General features: G+C 74.0%; 9 protein-coding genes and 1 pseudogene. 8 read left to right on the top strand and 2 right to left on the bottom strand.

From position 1 onward, the window contains the following. The first annotated feature begins 95 nt into the window (after positions 1-95). Positions 96-1,484 carry a serine hydrolase domain-containing protein gene (locus tag ABZ883_RS09350; protein WP_360904143.1) on the top strand — a complete coding sequence of 463 codons (1,389 nt, stop codon included), beginning with the start codon at positions 96-98 and terminating at the stop codon, positions 1,482-1,484. 87 nt (positions 1,485-1,571) lie between these two features. Here ABZ883_RS09350 and ABZ883_RS09345 read toward each other — a convergent pair. Both ABZ883_RS09345 and ABZ883_RS09340 read right to left on the bottom strand, forming a co-directional pair. Further along, a pseudogene (locus ABZ883_RS09345) lies at positions 1,572-3,332 on the bottom strand (amidase family protein); the annotation flags it as partial. Between the two features lie 364 nt (positions 3,333-3,696). Next, positions 3,697-4,671, bottom strand: a complete 975-nt coding sequence (locus tag ABZ883_RS09340; protein ID WP_360904140.1) for a lysylphosphatidylglycerol synthase domain-containing protein — start codon at positions 4,669-4,671, stop codon at positions 3,697-3,699. Between the two features lie 197 nt (positions 4,672-4,868). Here ABZ883_RS09340 and ABZ883_RS09335 point away from each other — a divergent pair, with 197 nt between their 5' ends. From ABZ883_RS09335 to ABZ883_RS09305, 7 genes are all read left to right on the top strand, one after another. After that, the gene (locus ABZ883_RS09335; protein WP_360904137.1) at positions 4,869-6,344 is read left to right on the top strand and encodes a metallophosphoesterase family protein; all 1,476 of its coding nucleotides are present in this window, start codon (positions 4,869-4,871) and stop codon (positions 6,342-6,344) included. Positions 6,345-6,805: 461 nt separating this feature from the next. Beyond that, positions 6,806-7,480 carry a YoaK family protein gene (locus tag ABZ883_RS09330; protein WP_360904134.1) on the top strand — a complete coding sequence of 225 codons (675 nt, stop codon included), beginning with the start codon at positions 6,806-6,808 and terminating at the stop codon, positions 7,478-7,480. A 244-nt stretch (positions 7,481-7,724) separates the two neighbouring features. Continuing rightward, the gene (locus ABZ883_RS09325; RefSeq protein WP_360904131.1) at positions 7,725-8,924 is read left to right on the top strand and encodes a ferritin-like protein; all 1,200 of its coding nucleotides are present in this window, start codon (positions 7,725-7,727) and stop codon (positions 8,922-8,924) included. A 421-nt stretch (positions 8,925-9,345) separates the two neighbouring features. Next, positions 9,346-10,635, top strand: coding sequence for a glycosyltransferase (locus tag ABZ883_RS09320; protein ID WP_360904128.1), 1,290 nt, complete (start codon positions 9,346-9,348; stop codon positions 10,633-10,635). Then, the gene (locus ABZ883_RS09315; RefSeq protein ID WP_360904125.1) at positions 10,632-12,494 is read left to right on the top strand and encodes a right-handed parallel beta-helix repeat-containing protein; all 1,863 of its coding nucleotides are present in this window, start codon (positions 10,632-10,634) and stop codon (positions 12,492-12,494) included. The genes ABZ883_RS09320 and ABZ883_RS09315 overlap by 4 nt, the downstream gene beginning before the upstream one ends. Further along, positions 12,491-13,654 carry a right-handed parallel beta-helix repeat-containing protein gene (locus ABZ883_RS09310; RefSeq protein ID WP_360904122.1) on the top strand — a complete coding sequence of 388 codons (1,164 nt, stop codon included), beginning with the start codon at positions 12,491-12,493 and terminating at the stop codon, positions 13,652-13,654. The genes ABZ883_RS09315 and ABZ883_RS09310 overlap by 4 nt, the downstream gene beginning before the upstream one ends. Before the next feature lie 187 nt (positions 13,655-13,841). Then, positions 13,842-15,221 carry a UDP-glucose/GDP-mannose dehydrogenase family protein gene (locus tag ABZ883_RS09305; protein ID WP_360904119.1) on the top strand — a complete coding sequence of 460 codons (1,380 nt, stop codon included), beginning with the start codon at positions 13,842-13,844 and terminating at the stop codon, positions 15,219-15,221. Positions 15,222-15,861 lie beyond the last annotated feature (640 nt).

Raw genomic sequence — 15,861 nt, 5'->3', positions numbered from 1 at the left:
CGCGATGGCGCGCCCTCGTCCTCAGCCCCCCGGTCGAAAGGCACAGAACCGATATGACGCCCACGTGCGCACGTCCGCCCCGGAACCGCAGCACCGTGAGCCGGGCGATCGCGGTCGCGCTGGCCGCCGCGGCCCTTCCCACGGCCCTGGCCTGCGGCGGCCCCGCCCGCACCGACCGGCACGGTGCCACGGCCCCCGCCGCGGCGTCCTCGTCCCCCGCCGCCGGGGACACCGACGGCACGGCGGCGCCCGGCAGCGCGTCCTTCCCCGAACTGAGCGGCGACACCGCGAAGCGGCTCGACTCGGCGATCCAGGACGTGCTGAAGGAGACGGGCGTACCCGGCGTGATCGCCGGGGTGTGGGCGAACGGCAAGGGCTCCTACGTGCGCGCCTTCGGGGTGGCCGACAAGCAGGCGAACGCCAAGATGACGTCCGACCTGTACATGCGCATCGGCAGCGTCACCAAGACCTTCACCGTCACCGGGCTGCTCCGCCTCGTCGACCAGGGCAAGGTGAAGCTGGACGACCCGGTCGGCAAGTACGTGGACGGCGTGCCCGGCGGCGACAAGATCACCCTGCGCCAACTGGCCGACATGCGCAGCGGACTGTTCAACTACTCCGAGGACCAAGGCTTCGACAAGGCGCTGAAGGAGAACCCCGAGCGCGAGTTCCTCCCCGCGGAGCTGCTGGCCTACGCCTTCCAGCACCCCTCGAACTCCGCGCCGGGCAAGCGGTTCCAGTACTCCAACACCAACACGGTGCTGCTCGGCATGGTGATCGAGAAGGTCGGCGGGCAGCCGCTCGCGAACTACCTGCGGCGCAACGTCGTCCTGCCCTCCCGGCTGGGGCACACCTCCTTCCCCAAGGGCGCGTCCCTGCCGAACCCGCACGCCCACGGCTACACCACGGACACCCCGAACGGGCAGGAGGCCGACGCCACCGGCTGGAACCCCTCATGGGCCTGGGCCGCCGGCGCGATGGTCTCCGACCTGCGGGACATGCGCACCTGGGCGCACACCCTGGCCACCGGGACGATCCTCTCCCCCGCGAGCCAGAAGGAACGCCTGGACTTCCAGGGGACCGGGATCCCCGGCATCGGCTACGGCCTCGGCGTCTTCGACAACCACGGCTGGATCGGGCACAACGGCTCCCTGCCGGGCTACCAGACCGTGGTGGTGTACCTCCCCGACGCGGAGGCGACGCTCGTCGTGCTGCTCAACTCGGACACCGCCCACCAGGGCAGCGAGCCCAGCACCCTGTTCGCCCAGGCCATCACGAAGATCGTGTCGCCCGGCCACGTCTACACGCTGCCCGCGATGGCCAGTACCCCGCCGACCCCCGTCCCCAGCGGCTCACCCCGGACGGCCTCGCCCACCGCCCCCGGCGCCTCCCCCGCGCAGCCCACTCCCGGGCAGACCACTCCCGCCGAGCCCACCTCCGGTCCCACCGTCCCCGTCGTACCGCCCACCCCGGGCACGACCTGACGGCATCCGGCCGACGGCGTACGGCGGCCGGCGGTCCCGCCACGGAACGGCCTGCTCCAGCTGGGCGGCCACGCCGAGCAGCAGGTCCTCCCGGCCCTGCGCGGCGACCAGTTGCACCCCGACCGGCAGTCCCTCGCGGCTCAGGCCCAGGGGCAGGCTGACCGCCGGGTTGCCGGAGACGTTGAACGCCGCCGTGAACGGGCCGTACGCGAACAGCCGCCGCAGCCACGACCGCACGGTGTGGCGCGGGTCGTCCTGGTCGAGGGTGCCGTGCGGGGCGGGCAGGGTGCCCAGCGTCGGGGTGAGGAGCAGGTCGTACGCGGTGAAGAAGCGGCCGACCGCGCGCGTCACCCGGTGCTGGGCGTCGACCGCCGCCAGCAACTCCAGCGCCGTGCACGCCTCGGTCTCCGCGAGCACCGCGCGCGACACCGCCTCCAGCCGCGACCGGTCCAGCCGGGGCGCCGCGCGCAGCACCGCCCCGCCGCTCGCCAGCGCGACCAGCACCGCCGCCTCCACCAGGGACTCGCCGTCCACGGCGGGGGACGCCTCGGTCACCCGGTGCCCGATCCACTCCAGCACCTTGCCCGAGTCCACGGTGACGGAGGCGACCTGCGGGTCGACCGGGTCGCCGGTCCAGGCCGCGGTCGTCACCGCGATCCGCAGCCGGCCCGGGTCCGCGCGCACCACGTCGGCGTACGGGCGCGGGACGGGCGGCAGGGTCACCTTGTCCCCGGGCACGGGCGCGCCGACCGCGTCGAGGAGCGCGGCGGCGTCCCGCACCGTCCGGGTCAGGGCGAACTCGGCCTGCTGCCCGAAGGCCGCCTCGCCGGCGAGCGGCCCCGACGGCGTACGGCCCCGCGACGGCTTCAGCCCGACCAGGCCGCAGCAGGAGGCGGGGATGCGGATCGAGCCGCCCGCGTCGTTGGCGTGCGCCACCGGCACCGCGCCCGCGGCCACGAGGGCGGCCGCGCCGCCGCTGGACCCGCCGACGCCGCGCGCCGGGTCCCAGGGATTGCGGACCGGCCCGTACCGCAGCGGCTCGGTGGCGAAGCTCAGCCCGAACTCGGGCGCGGTGCTCTGGCCGAGCGCGACCAGCCCGGCCTCCCGGAAGCGGACCATCAGGTCGTGGTCGGCGTCCGCGACGGCGCCCCGCACGGCCCGGCTGCCCAGGGTGAAGGGGACGCCCTTGACGAACGGGCCGCCGTCCTTGACCACGAACGGCACGCCCGCGAGCGGCCCGTCGGCCGCGTGGGCGGGCGCCGGGTCGAACAGCGGCAGCGTGAGCGCGTTGAGTTCGGCCCCGGCCTCGGCCAGGGCACGTCGCGCGGCCGCCTCCACCTCGGCCGCGGTCACCTCGCCCGCGCGGATCAGCTCCCGCAGACCGACGGCGTCCCGCTCCGCGTACTCGTGCGGCTCCAGCGCCCCCACGTCCCCACTCCTCGCTCCTCCGGCTCGTCCCCGGCGGTCAGAGTGGCACGCGGCGACCGGTCCCACCACGGGGTTTCCGCGTGCCCCGGAGGGTGAGGGCCGCGGCGCGGCGCACCATGGCCCGGTCGTCCAGGGGCTCGGTCCGCTTCCGGGGCGCCCGAGCCGCTGCCTTCGGCGCACTCGCCGTGACGCCGGGGCGATCCGCCGGGCGGCGCGGCCTGCCGATGCGCCGATGGGCCTCGTTCGCGACGGCCCCGGGGCGGGGCGTCCAAGAGGGGGCGACGCGCGTGCGCGAGACGGCCTTCCGGCGTATGAGTGCGCCCGGGATGAGCGGCAGTCGGGCACGACGGAGGCCCGGCGGGGTGCGGGTGCCCAAGAGGCCTTGCGGCGGCGCTGGTGTCGCGGCTTGTTCGGGGACATCACTAGTCCCGCGCGGGACGGCGCCGCCTGCCAACGTGCCGAGGGGCCAGGTTCACGACGGCCCGGCAGGCGTCACAGAGGGCATGCGACGCGCGGGCGTCGGGCGGCCTTCCGGTGCACGAGTGCACCGAGCGTCCGTGCGCCGGGGATGAGCGGCAGCCAGGCCGTGACGATGCGGAAGCCGGCCACGACGGAGACCTGGAAACGGGCCCCGCCGCCTGGCCGGTTCGGGGACATCACTGGTCCCACGCCGGGCGGCGCGGCCCACCGATCTGCCGACGGCCCAGGACGACGGAGGCCCGCCGCCGCCTCCGGGGCGGCGGCAGGGCGCGAGCAGCGGCCCCCGGTTCGCGGAGCGCGTGCGTCAGACGACCTTCCAGCGTACGAGCGCGCCGAGCGTCAGTGCGCCCGGGATGAGCGGCAGCCAGACCGTGACGATGCGGAAGCCGAGGACGACGGAGGTGGCCGCCGCGACGGAGGCACCGGAGGCGACGAGGGCGAAGACGAGCGCGGCATCGACGGAGCCGAGGCCGCCCGGGGTGGGGAGGGCGGCGGCCGCGATGCTCGCCGCGACGTACGCCACCGCGACGTGGCCGATCGGCACCGGCATCGCGAGGGCCATCGACACCGCGACCAGGCCGGCCGCCTGGAGGGCGGGGAAGGCAAGGGCCCCGGCCCACAGGGCCAGTGCCCGCGACGGCCGGGCGTGCAGGGTGCGGGCGTCGGTGAGCGCGGTGGCCAGGAAGGAGCGGATGGCGGTGCGCACCTTCCGTACGGCCAGCAGGCCGGTCACCGCCGCCGCGCAGACGGCGGCGATCACGGCGGCGGTCGTGCCCATCGAGAAGGAGATGCCGTTCGGCAGCAGGCCGTGCAGCCGCAGCGCGTGCGGGAAGACGGCGATCAGCAGCACCAGGAGCGCGCCGCGTCCCACGCACTCGGCCAGGAAGTACAGGGCGATGGCCGCCGCCGACCGGGCCGGGGGCAGGCCGCAGGCCCGCATGAAGCGGAGGTTGACGGCGCTCGCGCCGATCCCGGCGGGCAGCAGGTGGTTGGCGGCGCCCGCGGCGAACTGCGTGGCCAGCAGGCGTCCGGCGGGGAGCCGTTCGAGGACGACGCCCTGCCGCATCAGGGAGACCGCGACCCAGCCGAGCCCGGTGGCGACCATCGCGGCGACCAGCCAGACGCGGTTGGCGTCGAGGAGCTGCCGCCCGCCGGAGGCGATGAGCGGCCAGTGCAGGACGACCCAGTAGCCGACCAGCACGATGGGTGCCGTGCAGGCGATCTGCCGGGCGGGTATGCGCCGCAGGAGGGCTCGGATGTGCTGGATGGTTTTGGCCATGATCTCTTTAGCCCCCGCGCCTCACGCGCCTGTCCGCAGGTACTGTCGTCCCTTCTTGCCCTGCTGACACGACGTCCGGGTGTCCTCCCGCTGACGTACGGCCGCTGTGCGGATGGCGGAAAGGCGATGCGGGGTGCGGGGCCCGTGCGGCTGCCGGGGCTGCGGCGCCGCGCGTACGCCGCCCCGACCCGGCGCCGATGCCGCCGGCACCGCCGCCGTTCACCCCCCGCGGGCACGCCGGAGGTATGCGCTGCTGCCTGACCGCCGCCCCGGCCCTGCTGACGGCCGCCGCATCCGCGTCGCTGCGGCGGCGGACGGCCTCGTGGCGCCCTCCGCACCCGGACGCCGTGGCGGCCGTCCACCTGGAACTGGTCACGCTCACCGAGGACTCGGCCGTCATCACCTGGTACACGGGTGTGCCCGGGACCGACGACGGCACCGGCGCGATGCTGCCCGCGCCGACGGAGGGGGAGGTCGACTGGGGCACGCACCCGGCGCGCCTGGACCGCACCGCGTACGGGGACGACGGGCCTACCGCCCACCACCATGTCGAGCTGACCGGCCTGGAGCCGGGGCGCACCTACTGGTACCGGGCCCGCTCGCGGGGCGCGGCGGCGGCGCCGACACCGCTGCACCTGGTGGGCGGGAACGCCGTGGGCACGTCCCCGTACGGACTGGGCGACGGCGGCCCGTACGCCTTCACCACGCCGCAACCGCCGCCGGGGAGCTTCCTGCTGGCGGTCGCGCTCTGCAACGACCTGCACCTGGGCGAGGTCAGGGCCGGGCTGGTCGCGGGCGTCCCGCTGCTGCGCGGGGTCGGGCAGGACGCGGGCCTGGCACCGTACCCGCAGATCATGAGCCGGGCACTGGCCGAGGACGCCCGCTTGCGCGGGGCCGACTACCTGCTGGCGGCCGGTGACCTCACCGCGGGCGGCTCGGCCGCCGACCTGGACGAGGCCAAGGGCATCCTGGACGGCTTCGGCCGGCGGGGCGAGGACTGGTTCGCGGTGCGCGGCAACCACGACCGCGCGGCGGCCCCCGGCGCGGGGCCGTTCGCCGACGGCCCGGGGTGGTTCGACCACGACCTGCACGGACTGCGCGTCATCGGCCTGCACACCTACGACAAACCGGGCAACGGAGGTGACGCGGGCGGCCTCTCGCCCGAGCAGATGTCCTGGCTGCGCGCCCGGCTGCGGGACCACGCCGACCAGCCGACGGTCGTGTTCGGCCACCACCCGCCGGCCGTGCCGGACTCCCCGTTCCCCGTCACCGGCGGGCAGCGGCTCGACCGGCGCCAGGCGCGCGCCCTGCTCGACGGCTACGCGGCGGCCCCCGGCGTCTTCCTGCACCACGCCGGGCACACCCACCGCAACAAGCGCACGGTCCTGCCCGCCGCCCCGGGCGTCACCTTCCAGGAGGTCGGGGCCGTGAAGGAGTACCCCGGCGGCTTCTGCCTGCTGCGCGTGCACACCGGCGGCTACGCCCTGAACTTCTACAAGACCCGCGGTGCGGCCGCCCGGCGCTGGAGCGAGCGCAGCCGCCGGGTCGCGGCGGGGTTGTGGCCGCAGTTCGCGTTCGGCCGCGGGGTCGCGGACCGCAACAGCGTCACCGCGCGCGACCTGTCCGGCATACGGGCGCCGGGCCGCCGGCGGGCGGCCGCCGTGACTGCCTGAACCCCCGTTCAGCCGCGGACGGCTGTGGGGGAGCCGACCCCCGCCCGGACGGGGGATGCGGTCCATCGAGTGGGACGTGGACTCCAGCAGGCACCGGGAGCGACGATCGCGGCCAGGACGCGCACCGGGAGAAGGAGTTCGGTCACGGCGGCGGTCCTCGGCTCCCGGCCGGGACGGGCCCACGGCGCGCCGGCGACACCGCGGCGCTCGTGGGCGGGCAACCGCTCCATGGCAGGCGCGACGCGTGGGCCGAGCTCCCGCTCCGGCAGGTACGGGCCGAGCCCGAGCCCGGAGTGACCCCGGCCTCGGCCGTGCGGGCGTCGACGGCCTTCAACCCCGGCGTTCCACAGCGGTGGGCGGGTGGCGCGCCGGTCCTGCGGAGGCTGCCGGTGCCGTGACCGGAACTCCCCGGCGCGTGCCCGGTGGTGGCGTCCTGCCGCCGGTGCGGTCAGGCTGCGGCCATGGAGTCGACGCTCGGCCGGGCCGCCGCCCGCCTCTTCCCCGGCACGCCCGGCCATCACGGGGTGCTGCCGCCGCTGCTGGTCGTCCTGACCTTCGTCACGGGGGTGGTGGACGCGGTCAGCTACCTGGGGCTGGGCCGGGTCTTCGTGGCCAACATGACCGGCAACGTGGTCTTCCTGGGATTCGCCCTGGCCGGGGACCGCGCGCTGTCGGCCGCGGCGTCCCTGACCGCGGGGGCGGCGTTCTTCGCGGGGGCGGCCGCGGGCGGGCGGCTGGTGTCGCGGGTCGCGCACCCCGTACGGCTGTTCACGCGGCTGGTGGCCGCGCACGCGGTGCTGGTGGCCGCCGCGACGGCGGCCTGCGGCGCGGACGCCCCGCGCTATGTGCCGATCGTGCTGCTCGCGCTGGGGATGGGCCTGCAGAACGCCGTGGTCCGCAAGCTCGCCGTGCCCGACCTGACCACCACCGTGCTCACCCTCACCGTGACCGGGCTCGCGGCGGACCGCCCGGGGTCGGCCACCGCGCGCCGGGTGCTGTCGGTCGCGGCCATGTTCGCGGGTGCCCTCGTCGGAGGTGTGCTGCAGATCCGCTGCGGCAATGCCGTCGCGCTCGCCCCGGCGCTGCTGCTGCTCGCCGCCGTCGCCCTGGCGGCCGTGCCCGCCTCCCAGGAGTGAGCCGGACGCCGGGCCGGGGGAAACCCGGCGCCCAGGGCTCTTTCCTCACACCCGCGGCTGTTCCGCCGCACACGTCGGCTGCCCCGGATCCGGCGTTCCACACCGCGCCCGCGGAGATCGCGCGCCGCCGTTGCGCCGCACGGGCGGAGCCGCCGCCACGCCGGGTGCAGCGCCCCGGGCGCGCCCGCGGCGGCTGGTAGCTTCGCCAGCCTCCGCAGACGGCTCCTCGGGGACGGAGAACAGGGTGACTCAGCGCCGCGACGACACCTGCAGCGGACCGAGCGGACCGGGCGATGCGCACGACGCCGCCGGGGCCCTGGACAGGCGGGGGTTCGTCGCCACGGCCGCGCTGGCCGCCGCGGGGCCCGCCGTCCTCGCCGGAACCGCCCAGGCCGCGGCGCGGGCGCCGCAGCGCGGCACGGTCGCCCGGCTGCTGGACGTCCCCGCGCCGGGCCGCGACGTGCGCTGGATCCGGCAGGCGCTGCAGATCGCGGTGCAGCTGGAGCTGTCGACCATCCCGCCCTACCTGTGCGCCTGGTGGTCGGTGAAGGACCGCCGCGGCGAGGCGGCCCGCAGGCTGCGGAGCATCGTCGTGGACGAGATGTTCCACATGGGCCTGGTCTGCAACATGCTCACCGCCGTCGGCGGCCGCCCCTGGATCGCGGGCGCTGTGCCGGCGTACCCGGGGCCGCTGCCGGGCGGGGTCCGCAGCGAGCTGACGGTGTACCTGTCCGGGCTCACCAAGGAGTACGTCCACGACGTGATGATGGGCATCGAGATGCCCGAGAACCCGCTGCTGCGCGCGCTCGGCGGGCCGCCCACCATCGGCGACTTCTACGACGGGCTGCTGGACGCCTTCCGCGACGTCCGGCCCGCGCTGACCGCGCGTGGTCAGATGACCGAGCGGATCGGCGGCGACGGGCTGCGGCCGATCACCTCACCGGGGGACGTCGAATGGGCGATCGAGATCATCAAGGAACAGGGCGAGGGCACGTCCACCTCGCCGCAGGCGCACCTGGCCCATGACGCGATCGGCCACTACTACGCCTTCGCCGAGATCTACCACGGCCGCGCCCTGCGCCGGGTCGGCCCGCTGTGGCAGTTCACCGGCGACCCCGTCCCGTTCCCCGAGGTCCGCCCCATGGGCGTCGTACCGGCCGGCGGCTGGCCCCGCCCGGCGCGGGAACCGGGCCGCCTGCTCCAGCAGTTCGACCTCAGGTTCAGCGACATGCTGCGCAACCTCCAGGCCGCGTGGGGCACGGGGGACGCCCACGCGCTGGACAGGGCGGTCAAGGTGATGACGCAACTGCAGGAGCCCGCCGTGGCCCTCATGGACATCCCGCTCCCCGACGGGAGCGGCCGCACCTACGGTCCCCAGTTCCATGTCGTCCATCCCGCGGGCGGCCGGCCCGCCCCGGCCGGCGGTGTTCCGCGGGCCCACTGACCGCCGGACGAAGCGGACAATCGCGGCGTTCCGGAGGAGCGTTCATCGCGCGTTCACCAGGGTGGATGTGACGATGTGACATCCGCCACACAGGTCACGGAGTGTCAGCACGCGCCTGTTGGGGGGCCGGGTGTCCCGGCGCGGGTGCCGTGGTGGAACCTGTGAGGGTCCCGGCCTGATAGGGGGCGGGTGGCGGCCTCCGGTCCCGTTGACCAGGGCAGTCAATTTCGGCCATTGATCGATACGTTCCGGTTCACCGAGAGCACTTCCCCTCGCGAAGGGACGTTCGTGACCAAAGTGAAGTTTGTGTTACCCGCGTGAAGGCGTTGTGTCTGATGCCTTAGATTCCTCCGTACCTGAGTCGCTTGCGTCGCTTTTTTGGTCAATCCCGATTGACCCGGTTCGTGTGGGGGCCTTTTTCATGTCGAGTTTCTTGGACTCGTCCTGGTCATGGCTGGTGGAGGCGGTCGGCGAGACGTCCTGGCGGGACGCGATGCCGCTGGGCCTTGCCGGCATCTTCGTGTGGGGACTCTGGCTCTACCGGGCCGTGCTGTCCCGCTTCGCGAGACCCGTGGTGAACAACTTCCGCACCACCACGTCCGTCGTCGTGCCCGCCTACCGGGAGGACCCCGACATCCTCCTGGACTGCCTGGACACCTGGCTGGCGCAGAACCCGACGGAGGTGATCATCGTTCCCGACGTGGAGGACCACGAGGTGCTCCGCCGGCTGTCGCTGGTGACCGACCCGCGGGTCCGCGTGATCGCCTTCGAGCACCGCGGCAAGCGCTCCGCCCTCGGCGTCGGCATACGCGCGGCGAGCGGTGAGGTCGTCGTCCTGGTGGACTCCGACACCCGCTGGGAGCCGGGCCTGCTGGACGCGGTGCAGATGCCGTTCGTCGACCCCGCGGTCGGCGGCGTCGGCACCCAGCAGAACGTGTACCTGCGCGGCTCCAGCGTCTGGCGCCGCATAGCCGACTGGCTGGTCAACCTCCGGTACTACGACTACGTCCCCGCGATGGGCCGGGCCGGAGCCGTCGCCTGCCTCTCCGGGCGCACCGCGGCCTACCGCCGCGCGGCGATCACGCCCGTGCTGACCAACCTCGAGGACGAGTTCTTCCTCGGCCGCCGCTGCATAGCCGGCGACGACGGGCGGCTCACCTGGCTGGTGCTGGCCTCCGGCTACAAGACGGTCCACCAGTCCTCGGCCCGCGCGATATCGATGTTCCCCTCGTCCTTCCGGGCGTTCGTCAAGCAGCGGGTGCGCTGGAGCCGCAACTCCTACCGCTGCTACCTGACCGCCGTGTACAAGGGCTGGCTGTGGCGCCAGCCGCTGGTCACCAAGATCACGGTGCTGCAGATCCTGCTCACCCCCGTCACCATGGGCATGGCCGTCGGCTACCTGCTCTTCAGCCGTCTCGAACTGACCGCCCAGGGCATCACGCTGGCCCTCATCTGGCTGCTCGTCGGCCGCGGCGTCCGCGGCTACTCGCACCTGCGCCGGCACCCCCAGGAAGTGCTACTGCTGCCGCTGCTGGCCCTGGTGGTCATCATGATCTCGCTTCCGATCAAGCTCTACGCGTTCGTCACCATGAACAAGCAGGGCTGGCTCACCCGCAGCAGTGACACCATCGGCGGCGAGGGCCAGGACTCCGCATCGCTCGGCACGACGCAGACGACCGCCAATTCCGGCATGGGGGCCCTCCAGTCATGAAACGCCCGACACCCTCGCGGCGCACCCGACTCGCGCTGCGCCTCGCGGCGGCGCTGCCCCTCACGGCGCTGCTGCTCGCCCCGGCCGTGCCCGCGCTCGCCGACGACGCCGGGGACACGAGCCCGCAGTACACCGCGGACGAGTCCGAGACCCAGACCGCGCTGGTCGCGGGTGAGGACCACCGCCTCGACCAGATCCGCGCGATCTCCTCGATCGCGCCGCTGAAGGACCCGAAGTACTCCAAGCCGTACCGGCTCGGGAACGTCGGCGGCTACACCCTCGTCCTGACCCGGCGCAGCCAGGTGTACACCGTCGCCGACCTGCTGAAGCTCGCGCCGCAGACCTTCGTGCGCAAGCCCGACGGCTCGTACCTGCTGACCGAGAACATCTATCTGAACTCCGGCGCCAAGCTGCAGCTGGCCAACCCCGGCGGGCTGAACCTGCACCTGGCCAGCAGCCGGCTGGGCTTCGTCTCCATCGTCTCCTTCGGCGGCCGGATCACGTTCGACGGCGCTCCGCAGGCGCACGTCAAGGTCACCAGCTGGGACCCCCAGAAGAACAAGCCGGACACCGACCCCCGGGACGGCCGGGCCTATGTGCGCGCCATCGGCGGCCAGTTCTCCATGAGCTACGCCGACATCTCCGACCTCGGCTTCTGGAGCGGCCGCACCGGCGGGCTCAGCCTCACCGGAACCGACCGCCCCAACACCGGCAGTCTCGACGGCCCGGACTCCACCGACGAGGAGGACACCGGGCAGCTCAGCAGCAGCGGCGTGCTGGCCGGCCCCGCGGGCAAGCTGACCACGCCGGACAGCCGCTTCAACGTGCCCAAGCTGTCGTACGTGTCGGCGGACATCAGCCACTCCACCGTGACGGGCAACGCCTACGGGCTCTTCGCCTCCGGCTCCACCGGCGTCACCATCGCCACCACCGTCATCCGCAAGAGCCTGCAGGACGGGCTGGTGCTGCACCGCTACGTCACCAACGCGGTCGTGGAGAAGACCGAGTCCCGGGACAACGGCGGCGACGGCTTCGTCATGGCCCGCGCCACCCAGCAGGTCCGCGTGACCGGCTCCAAGGCGATCGGCAACGGCGGCAACGGATTCACGATCAGTGGCCAGGCGCTGGCCCACGGGCCCTCCGCCTCCGGCCAGTCCGTCAGCAACTACGGCTCCAACTCCGTGTCCAGCAGCACCGCCAAGGACAACGGCCACTACGGCATCGAGGTCCTCGGCGGCAGCGACGTCGGCGTGCAGGACAACACCGTCAACGGCGGCGACATGGGCATCGTGGTCCGCAAGGACGCGGAGAAGGTCGCCGTCACCGGCAACCACCTGGTCGGCCAGTCCCGGCAGGGCATCTCGGTGCGCGACGGGGTGACCGGCGCCAAGGTCACCGGCAACATCGTCGAGGACGCAGACACCGCCGTGTACGTGCGGGACTCCGTCGCCGAGGTGCGCGGCAACACCGTGGAGAACGCCGGCAACCACGGCGTCTCGCTGGTCGGGGACATCGGCGGATCCACCATCTCCTACAACGTGATCGCCGGCGTCGGGCCGAGCGCCATCGACAGGACGCGGTCCAGCGGAGACGTCACCCTCAAGCAGAACCAGACCTTCGCCTGGTACGACACCAGCTCGTTCTGGGTGAAGTTCCGCCACTACGCGAGCCCGATGACCCTGCTGTGGGCGGGCATCCTGCTGCTGATCCTCTTCTCCGCGCTGCTCGGCCAGCGCGGCCGCCGCACCCGCGGACAGCTCGGCCGCCACCCGTACCTGGACAAGCGCCCGCTGCCCAAGGACAACGTCCGCGAGATCCGCCTCGCCGGCCAGGACCGGGTTCCGGTGATGGCCGAATGAAGCAGGGAACCCGGTCCATGTGGGTCTCCGGGGCCGCCCTCGTCATCGCCGTCGTGGCGCTGATCGTGGTGCTGGTCTCCGGCGGCGGCGACAAGTCGCCCGCGGACGCCACGGCGGACACCACGCACCGCGCCTCGACGTCCGCCCCGAAGGAGCCGGCCGAGGAGCCGTCGGCGCCCGTCACCGGGCCGCTCGGCGGACCGACGCCGACGCCGACGTCGTCCTCGACACAGGCCGCCGACCCGGTCAAGGCCTCCGCCGACGCGGTCACCTGCCCGGAGCCCACCGTCCAGGTGGGCGACGCCCGCTCCCTGGGCGAAGCCCTGGAGAACGCCATGCCCGGCGACGTCATCGGGCTCGCCGACGGCACGTACAAGGACAAGTTCACCGCCGAGACCGCGGGCACCGCCGACCGGCCGATCTGGGTCTGCGGCGGCCCCGGCGCGGTGATCGACGCGGGCGACGTCGAGGGCGGCTACGCCTTCCATCTCGACGGCGCCAGCTACTGGCGGCTGATCGGCTTCACCGTGCGCAACGGACAGAAGGGCGTGATGGCCGACAAGGTCCAGCACGCCGTCATCCAGGGCCTGACCGTGGAGCACATCGGCGACGAGGCCATCCACCTGCGGAACTTCAGCACCGACAACGTCGTCCGCGACAACACCGTCCGCGACACCGGGCTGCGCAAGCCCAAGTTCGGCGAGGGCGTCTACATCGGCAGCGCCGAGTCCAACTGGTGCACGGTCAGCGCGTGCAAGCCGGACAACAGCGACCGCAACGTGGTCGCCGGCAACCGCATCAGCGCCACCACCGCCGAGGCGATCGACATCAAGGAAGGCACCACCGGGGGGACCGTCACCCGCAACACCTTCGACGGCTCCGCCCTGTCCGGTGACCACAACGACTCGTGGGTCGACGTCAAGGGCAACAACTGGACGATCTCCTTCAACACCGGCAGCCACGCGTCCGCGGACGGCTTCCAGACACACGAGATCCTCAAGGGCTGGGGCCGCGGCAACACCTTCAAGGGCAACGTCGCGCACGTGGACGGCCCGGGCTACGGCTTCAACCTCACACCCGTCAACGGCAACAAGGTGACCTGCGACAACAAGGTCACCGGCGCGGGGAAGGGCCTGACCAACACCGACTGCGCCGCCTGACACGGCGCGCCGGGCCCGCCCCGCCGCACCCCCCGCCCCACCGTCGCGCGGGGCCCGTCCTGGCGACGGGCCGCCGCGGCGGCCCGTCATGCCCGCAACCCGTCCCGAAACGTCCCGGGGCACCGTGATCCACGGCGTCCCGCACCACCCCCGACCCGCGAAGACACCGAGAAACCCTGGAGCGATCATGGCAGCCATCACCCTCGCGGAGGACGTCGCCGGCGCCAGAACCGTCGAAGCCGACGGTACGGCCCCCCGCCTCACCGTCATCGGCACCGGGTACCTCGGCGCCACGCACGCCATCTGCATGGCCGTGCTCGGCTTCGACGTGCTGGGCGTGGACGTCGACCCGGTCAAGATCGAGCGGCTCGCCGGGGGCGAGGTGCCGTTCTTCGAGCCCGGCCTGCCCGAACTGCTCGCCAAGGCCCTGGACTCCGGGCGGCTGCGCTTCACGACCAGCTTCGAGGAGGCCGCCGAGTTCGGCGACGTCCACTTCATCTGCGTGGGCACCCCGCAGCAGAAGGGCTCCGACGCGGCCGACATGACCTACGTCGACGGCGCCGTGACCGAGCTCGCCCGCCACCTGCGCCGGCGCGCGCTGGTCGTCGGCAAGTCCACCGTCCCCGTGGGCACCGCGGCCCGGCTCACCGAACTGGTGCGGAACACCGCGCCGGCCGGCTCCGAGGTCGAACTCGCCTGGAACCCCGAGTTCCTGCGCGAGGGCTACGCCGTGGACGACACCCTGCGCCCGGACCGCCTGGTCTTCGGCATCGCCTCCCCCTGGGCCGAGGAGCAGCTGCGCGCCGCCTTCGCCCCGGTGATCGCCCGCGACACCCCGGTCGTCGTCACCGACCTCACCACGGCCGAACTGGTCAAGGTCGCCGCCAACTCCTTCCTCGCCACCAAGATCTCGTACATCAACGCCATGGCCGAGGTCTGCGAGGCCACCGGCGGCGACGTCACCGGCCTCGCCGAGGCGCTGGCGTACGACGACCGGATCGGCGGGCGGTTCCTCAAGCCCGGCCTCGGCTTCGGCGGTGGCTGCCTCCCCAAGGACATCCGGGCCTTCGCGCACCGCGCCGAGGAGCTCGGCGTCGGCCAGGCCGTCGCCTTCCTCCGTGAGGTGGACGGCATCAACAAGCGCCGCCGCGCCCGCACCGTCGACCTCGTGCGCGAGATGGCGGGCGGCGACCTCACCGGGGTGCGGGTGACCGCCCTCGGCGCCGCCTTCAAGCCCAACTCCGACGACATCCGCGACGCCCCCGCCCTGGACGTCGCGAGCACCCTGCACCAGCTCGGCGCCCACGTCACCGTCGTCGACCCGGCCGCCACCGAGAACGCCCGGCGCAGCCACCCGGAGCTGTCCTACGGCGCCGACGCCCTGTCCGCGGCGGCCGGAGCCGACGTCGTGGTCCTGCTCACCGAGTGGACCGAGTTCCGGCAGATCGACCCCGAGGCGATGGGCGCCGTCGTCGCCTCCCGCCGCATCGTGGACGGCCGGCACGCCCTGGACCCGGTCCAGTGGCGCGCCGCGGGCTGGGAGTACCGCGCCCTCGGCCGCCCCTGACGTCCCGTCACGCCGGGCCCCGACCCGGGGCCCGGCGGAGCGACCGCGCATCGCGGTTCCCACCCCGAGGCTGCCGCCGTCGTGGCGGCCTACCAGGTCGACGTGCTCCTGCCGTCCGCGACCCCGTGCGTGCGTGACGCGGCCGACCGCGAGGTCGTGCACGCCGAAGTACGGCCCGCCGGGGCCGACATCTCCCCCTCGGACGGCGAGGAGGAGGCCCGGCCGACCTGCCGGAGCCGGGGCAAGGACGTCAAGGCCCCGCGTCAGCACGTCCGTTCGGTCCCGGCACGGCCGCCGGGGGAGGCGGGGCCTCCGAGACCTTCGCCCGGCTCGTCTGCCTCACCGGCGCCCCGCGTGGGCCGCGTCGAGCGGCTGGATCCCGGGGCCGGCGGCGCTGTCCGTCGCGACCCCGGGCCCGGCGGCCCGATCCCGGGCGAGGCCGTCAAGACCGGCCGCTGGCACTGTCATTCGGTTCTTGTCCGGCCCGCCGCCGTGGTCGGCGGGGTCTCCGGGATCTTCGGCCGGCTTGCCTGGGTCACCGGCGGCCCGCGTGGGCCGCGTCGAGCGGCTGGATCCCGGGGCCGGCGGCGCTGTCCGTCGCGACCCCGGGCCCGGCGGCCCGATCCCGGGCGAGGCCGTC

Source organism: Streptomyces sp. NPDC046977 (assembly GCF_040644455.1).
Taxonomy (GTDB): Bacteria; Actinomycetota; Actinomycetes; order Streptomycetales; family Streptomycetaceae; genus Actinacidiphila.
Note: the sequence above shows the minus strand (reverse complement) of the source record. Positions and strands in the feature narration are given on the sequence as shown.

Bases quoted from the DNA above. Each gene is read 5' to 3' on its own strand.
- ABZ883_RS09315 (WP_360904125.1), top strand. From the start codon at position 10,632: ATGAAACGCCCGACACCCTCGCGGCGCACCCGACTCGCGCTGCGCCTC.
- ABZ883_RS09330 (WP_360904134.1), top strand. From the start codon at position 6,806: ATGGAGTCGACGCTCGGCCGGGCCGCCGCCCGCCTCTTCCCCGGCACG.
- ABZ883_RS09335 (WP_360904137.1), top strand. From the start codon at position 4,869: ATGCCGCCGGCACCGCCGCCGTTCACCCCCCGCGGGCACGCCGGAGGT.
- ABZ883_RS09340 (WP_360904140.1), bottom strand. From the start codon at position 4,671: ATGGCCAAAACCATCCAGCACATCCGAGCCCTCCTGCGGCGCATACCC.
- ABZ883_RS09320 (WP_360904128.1), top strand. From the start codon at position 9,346: ATGTCGAGTTTCTTGGACTCGTCCTGGTCATGGCTGGTGGAGGCGGTC.
- ABZ883_RS09305 (WP_360904119.1), top strand. From the start codon at position 13,842: ATGGCAGCCATCACCCTCGCGGAGGACGTCGCCGGCGCCAGAACCGTC.
- ABZ883_RS09310 (WP_360904122.1), top strand. From the start codon at position 12,491: ATGAAGCAGGGAACCCGGTCCATGTGGGTCTCCGGGGCCGCCCTCGTC.